The organism is Desulfobacterales bacterium, from assembly GCA_029211065.1.
Lineage (GTDB): Bacteria > Desulfobacterota > Desulfobacteria > Desulfobacterales > JARGFK01 > JARGFK01.
The window spans coordinates 1-5332 of record JARGFK010000179.1; the positions used below are offsets into that span (position 1 = coordinate 1).

The 5332-nt window shown below is 45.0% G+C and carries 6 protein-coding genes and 1 riboswitch; of the genes, 5 read left to right on the forward strand and 1 reads right to left on the reverse strand.

The window, feature by feature from the left end:
- Positions 1 to 240 precede the first annotated feature (240 nt).
- Positions 241 to 431, forward strand: a riboswitch (cobalamin riboswitch).
- A 141-nt stretch (positions 432 to 572) separates the two neighbouring features.
- The 4 genes from P1P89_21935 (at position 573) to P1P89_21950 (ending at position 3735) form a co-directional block, all read left to right on the forward strand.
- Entirely contained in the window at positions 573 to 833 is a 261-nt protein-coding gene (locus P1P89_21935) for a hypothetical protein (protein MDF1594179.1), read from the forward strand.
- A 597-nt stretch (positions 834 to 1430) separates the two neighbouring features.
- Entirely contained in the window at positions 1431 to 1925 is a 495-nt protein-coding gene (locus P1P89_21940; GenBank protein MDF1594180.1) for a hypothetical protein, read from the forward strand.
- 3 nt (positions 1926 to 1928) lie between these two features.
- Positions 1929 to 3008 carry an MBL fold metallo-hydrolase gene (locus P1P89_21945; GenBank protein MDF1594181.1) on the forward strand — a complete coding sequence of 360 codons (1080 nt, stop codon included), beginning with the start codon at positions 1929 to 1931 and terminating at the stop codon, positions 3006 to 3008.
- A gap of 184 nt (positions 3009 to 3192) precedes the next feature.
- Positions 3193 to 3735: a cysteine hydrolase gene (locus P1P89_21950; protein MDF1594182.1), complete on the forward strand. Its 543-nt coding sequence runs from the start codon at positions 3193 to 3195 to the stop codon at positions 3733 to 3735.
- A 199-nt stretch (positions 3736 to 3934) separates the two neighbouring features.
- On the opposite strand, the gene P1P89_21955 is transcribed toward P1P89_21950, so the two are convergent.
- Positions 3935 to 4288 carry a helix-turn-helix transcriptional regulator gene (locus tag P1P89_21955; GenBank protein ID MDF1594183.1) on the reverse strand — a complete coding sequence of 118 codons (354 nt, stop codon included), beginning with the start codon at positions 4286 to 4288 and terminating at the stop codon, positions 3935 to 3937.
- A 184-nt stretch (positions 4289 to 4472) separates the two neighbouring features.
- On the opposite strand from P1P89_21955, the gene P1P89_21960 reads away from it, so the two are divergent.
- Positions 4473 to 5318 (forward strand): hypothetical protein, encoded by an 846-nt coding sequence (locus P1P89_21960; protein ID MDF1594184.1) that lies wholly within the window; start codon positions 4473 to 4475, stop codon positions 5316 to 5318.
- Positions 5319 to 5332: the final 14 nt, after the last annotated feature.

Here is a 5332-nt window from a genome sequence, read left to right on the forward strand (position 1 = left end):
CAGCCCCCCTAACGAGCTTTATCGCAATATAAAGAGTTATCAAAGCAGAGTCAAGTAATTTATGATTTCAAATAGTTGAAATTCTTGATTGGAGTCAGGGCTACACTGTGAGGGGACATGGTTTTGCTTGACTATTTTTCTGATAATTTGATTAAGACGGATCTGGCATGAGTCTTCACATTGAAAATATTGAATTTTTAGACTCGTAAGGACAATAACATTGACAAAAAATATTATTCATAGCATATAATAATTAAGGGTATCCGAAAGGATTTAATAGGGAATCCCGTGTGAATCGGGAACGGTCCCGCCGCTGTAATCGGGGACGAAATCTGCGTTATGCCACTTTTCAGGTATTTAACTGAATGGGAAGGTGCAGAAAGTAGAATGATCCGAAAGTCAGAAGACCTGCCTTAATCAATAGCCGTATTTCTTCGTGGACATAGAGAATTGCGGACACCTGATCAAAGGGTAAAGAAAACTGGGTGCAACCCTTCGGGAAATAAAAGCTCGAAGGGTTTTTTTATTTGGCAACCTTCGAGAGAGACTAATAAGAAAAGGAGGTGTAGCCATTGAAAACTGGAGTTATTATTTATGCAGCTGGTAGTGCGCCCGACAAATGGACGGAAGAAGATGAACAAAAGATACGCAAGTCTGTATTCGGGGCAGATGCAGTTGAAATTATCACATCAAAAACTGGACATTTTGATATTTTTGATGCCTGGTGGTCATTGCTCACAAAGGGGATGCCCCATATTGTTTGTAAAATGGCAGTTTTTGCTGACTCGGGCGAATTTAAACTTACTGGCCGAGAACTTAGATTATGCGGATAGCGCCTGGGGGGTTGTGAAATTTGAACATATAATTATTGTCCCCTGCTCTACGGAAAATCGGGGCTGGAACATTTCCAGCCTCGTTTTTTAAATTGAACCAAGAGATTTTTTAACGCCGAATCGTATTTGGGTGGTTTGAACAACCTCGACAAAATCAGCCACCAATTTCATGGAAAGAGTTTATCGGTTGAAGGCTGGGTAATTTCCTGGTAGCTGAAAAAAATTAAGTATTCCCCATTCCCAAATTTGACCAGCACCTTCATAAACCAGCATCCAATGGTTCAGGCAAACCGACATGATTTCAAATGGCCGTAAAGGGCAAGGATCAGGTTGTTGATGAGGGTACACTACGAGATGATCTATATTACAACACTACTAAACCGCACCATCTAACCATCCCTTAAAATTCAATATGTTGTGATTTCAGGTCGTCTGTGATATTGAATGCTTGAATTCTCATTCTCCGCTGAAATTTCAATCGGTTTGGCTTTGGACTCTGGCACGGAATGTTGGAAGCATTTAAGATAGTTGGATGCTTGAAACTGGCCCTACATAGTTGGGCCACTAACATGACCCAAAACTGTGAGAGGTAATCACGTGAAAGATCTGGTTGACAAGCTGTCGTCATACAACATTTTCAACTATCTGCTTCCTGGAACCGTGTTCGTTGTTCTCGCCGACGCCTTAACGACTTTCCAGTTCGTGCAGCAGGATGTCATCCTCGGGCTCTTTCTTTACTACTTTATCGGCCTGATCATCAGCAGGCTTGGCTCTTTAGTCGTCGAGCCTCTCCTAAAGCGGACCCGAATCGTACGTTTTGCCCCTTATGCCGACTTCGTTTCGGCGTCCAAGGAGGACAAATCGATAGAGGTGCTTTCTGAAACCAATAACATGTACAGAACTTTTTGCTCGCTCTTTGTGATCTTAATTTTTCTGAAGATCTACGAAAGTCTTGTAAGCAGTTTCCCACTTATTGGGCGGTGGGGAGTTGAGTTCATGATTATGGGTCTGCTGGGACTCTTCTGTTTCTCCTATCGTAAGCAAACCCAATACATAATTAAACGTATTCAATATGCCAGGAGAAAGGAGTGACAAATGGCCGACTTTTTCGAGATTGATTTTCTGCGCGTTGAGGCGAAGAAGAGTGGTGATGCAATACCCCTTCGCTATTCGGTTGATGGAAAGACGCGCATTCATATCACCGATGGGGGATTTCAGGATACGGGTGACAAAATTATTGAGCACATCAACAAGTATTACGATAGCCCCGCTTATATAGACGCAATCGTGGTGACTCATCCGGACGGAGATCATGCTGGGGGCCTTAGAAAACTATTTGAGGAGTACGAGGTGGCCGCGCTTTGGATGCTCCGTCCCTGGCTCTATGCTGACTTGCTCATTGATAGTTTTAGTAGATTCACTTCAGTTGAGAATCTGATCAAACGACTGAAGGAACTTTATCCTAACCTTGCGGCGCTGGAGGAGCTGGCGAAAGAGCATATGGTTCCCATCTATGAACCCTTTCAAGGATCTATCATCGGTCATTTTAGGGTCATGGCTCCATCAAAGATTCGCTACCTTGATCTCATCGTTGAATCCGACAAGACGCCCGAACCGACGAAAGCAGAGCAACTGTCTTTTGCGCACGCGGCCGGCAGAGTAGTTGGAAAAGTCATCACATTTATTCGGGCCGTATGGGCGCAAGAGACGTTCCCAGAGGAGGACACAAGTGCGGAGAACAACATGAGCATTGTCCAATATGCTAACCTATGCGGTGAGAGAATCCTGCTCACTGGAGATGCTGGCCGCGCTGCCCTACAGGAAGCAGCTGATTATGCACCATATGTCGGCTTGACACTCCCGGGCATAGACCGCATTCAAATACCGCACCATGGATCAAGGCACAACGTATCTACGGAAATCTTAGATCGATGGTTGGGGCCACGGTTGCGCTCGAAGCCGGAAGGGGACGATTATAATTTTACCGCAATAGTGAGCGCGGCAAAGGTGGACGAAGATCATCCCAGGAAGTCAGTTGTCCGTGCGTTCATTCACAGAGGTGGCAAAGTCATCACGACGGAGGATGGGGACACTCGATTGGGACACAATGCGCCAAAGAGAGACTGGGGGCCTGCGAAAGCTGTTCCCTATCCAGAGGATGAGGAAGAATTATGATCCGATAGGTCCAAGTCTGATGCGGGCATATTTAAATACGGTAAATCCCCCGATGATTCAAAACTATCCTCGAAGCCGGCGCCCTAAACAAACAGCCTCAAAATGAAATTTCAGTTATTCTGGACTATTTTTCCGGAAATTGATAGTTTCCCATTAATTTTCAACCAACAAAGGAGATGCCAAAATGTCCACCAAAGCCGTCGTCGTTATCGACATGCTAAATGATTTTGTCACCGGAAGCCTGAAATGCGATCGCGCCCAGAGGATAATTCCGCCACTCCAAAAGCTGCTTGAATCAGCCAGATCCAAAGGCGTGCCGGTCATCTATTCTAACGATTGTCACTATCCCGGTATTGATAATGAATTGAAACTGTGGGGTGAGCATGCCATTAAAGGCACCGAGGGGGCAGAGGTCATCAAAGAATTAAAGCCTCAAAAGGAAGATTTCATCATTCCCAAACGAAGATACAGCGGCTTTTTCCAGACCGACCTGCATCTGCTGCTCAGAGAGCTCCGCACCGAAACCCTGATTATGACCGGCCTTCATGCAAACATGTGCGTTCGCCACACCGCCGCCGATGCTTTTTCCTGGGGATTCAAAATCATTGTCCCCACAGACGGCACCGATGCCTTTACCGAGGAAGATTACCAGGGCGGATTAGCCTATCTTAAACAGGTTTACGGGGCCGACATAAAAACGGTCGATGACACCATCAAAGATTTTTAAGGATTCTGCCGGTCGGGTTGATTCCGGTTCAGCCTGGCCGGTAACAGTGGTAATATTTGTAGTGTTAAGGTAGACCTCTAAACCACTCCAACAATCCAGCAGAAATGTTCAACATGCTCAGCATGCCAAACCACCAGTCAACAAGCCAGAACGGTCGGGGTTTAAACCATTTCCAGAGTAAGCCTTGGGGTAGTGTATTTTAAGCAGCTTTCGGATGTGCAGGATAGAGCGTGTGAAGCACCAATAGTACCTGACGCAGATCGGCATCGGGCATGGTCTTTAGAATTTTTTCAATTTGAGATTCAATCTGTTTTCGGTCCGTAGCTTCATGCTCGAATCGAAGCATTTCCGGCAGGTCCACTTCCAGGGCCGCAGCAATTTTTACAAGAACGTTTAAAGACGGGTTCTGCTGACCCCGCTCAATCTCACCAACGAATTTGTAATTCACATCCGCTTGGTTTCCGAGCTCTTGTTGCGTCCAGCCTTTAGATTCTCTTAGCGACCGAATTCGCCGCCCCAGGAGAATGGCCGCATTTTCATGTGATTTTTTCATAATAACCAATATAACCTGTCTAAATTATGCATTAAACCATCTATAAGCGGTATTTTTCCTTGACTGGAACGACATATTAAGCATAATAAGGCGAAACACCGTTTATGGCAGGCCATATTGAGTACGTTCGCTAACCAGAAAACCGATCATTGGAGATGGAATCGAGAACCGAAAGGAGGCATGTATGTCAAGAAACGCTGAAGATGTCAGGAATTTTATTAGCTCAATTCCTAATACAATTTTAGACTGGCTGAATCAAAAAAGCAATCGTTCAACAGGTCCGGTGAGAAGCGATGAAATTATTTTGAAAGGGGAAAAAGACCTTGCCGACAACTATCGAAAATTATTCCAATCCATTGCAGATGCCGAAAAGAAATTGGCAAATCTGGATGAAACGCGCGGAGACATAGCCGCTGAAAGATACGAAGCCCTAAAAGATGAATACACCTCTTTTTTAAATACCGCGAAACCGAAACTTGCCGATATCCTGAAGGAAATTGATAACAAAATTGAAATTTGGGTAAAGGATGATGAAGCGATTGTCGAAGAATTAACTGAAACCCAAAAAGCGATTCGGCAGGAAGATCGATTGTTTGAAGCCGGTGCAATTTCACGTGAAGAGCATCAGGGAAAAACAGCCCCGCTTAAATCCAAATCAAAAGAGCTCAATTCAAAACACAATAAAAAGCAGTCTCAAATCAGGATACTCATTGCGGCCAAGAATCATCAGCCCCCTCCCGCTCCCCCTCCGGGAAGTCATGGAGGTGACCCCCCTGGAACGCCGCCGAAATTTTACAAAAATCCCGCCCATGCAACCGTCTTATCGTTTTTCTGGATGGGTCTTGGTCAAATTTACAATGACCAGTTGCTTAAGGGCATTGGTTTCATGATTCTTTATTCTTTTTCTGCGATTCTAATTTCTATTTATGTCGGTTTAATCACCACCCCCGCGCTCTGGATCTGGGGAATGGTCGATGCCAATAAGACGGCAAAAGCGATCAATGGCAAAGTTCATTTGGGGCAGTTTTGAAAAATTTCTTCGCG

What these genes read in the sequence shown, in the direction of transcription:
- P1P89_21945 (MDF1594181.1), top strand. Translation starts at nt 1,929, where the DNA reads ATGGCCGACTTTTTCGAGATTGATTTTCTGCGCGTTGAGGCGAAGAAG.
- P1P89_21950 (MDF1594182.1), top strand. Translation starts at nt 3,193, where the DNA reads ATGTCCACCAAAGCCGTCGTCGTTATCGACATGCTAAATGATTTTGTC.
- P1P89_21955 (MDF1594183.1), bottom strand. Translation starts at nt 4,288, where the DNA reads ATGAAAAAATCACATGAAAATGCGGCCATTCTCCTGGGGCGGCGAATT.
- P1P89_21960 (MDF1594184.1), top strand. Translation starts at nt 4,473, where the DNA reads ATGTCAAGAAACGCTGAAGATGTCAGGAATTTTATTAGCTCAATTCCT.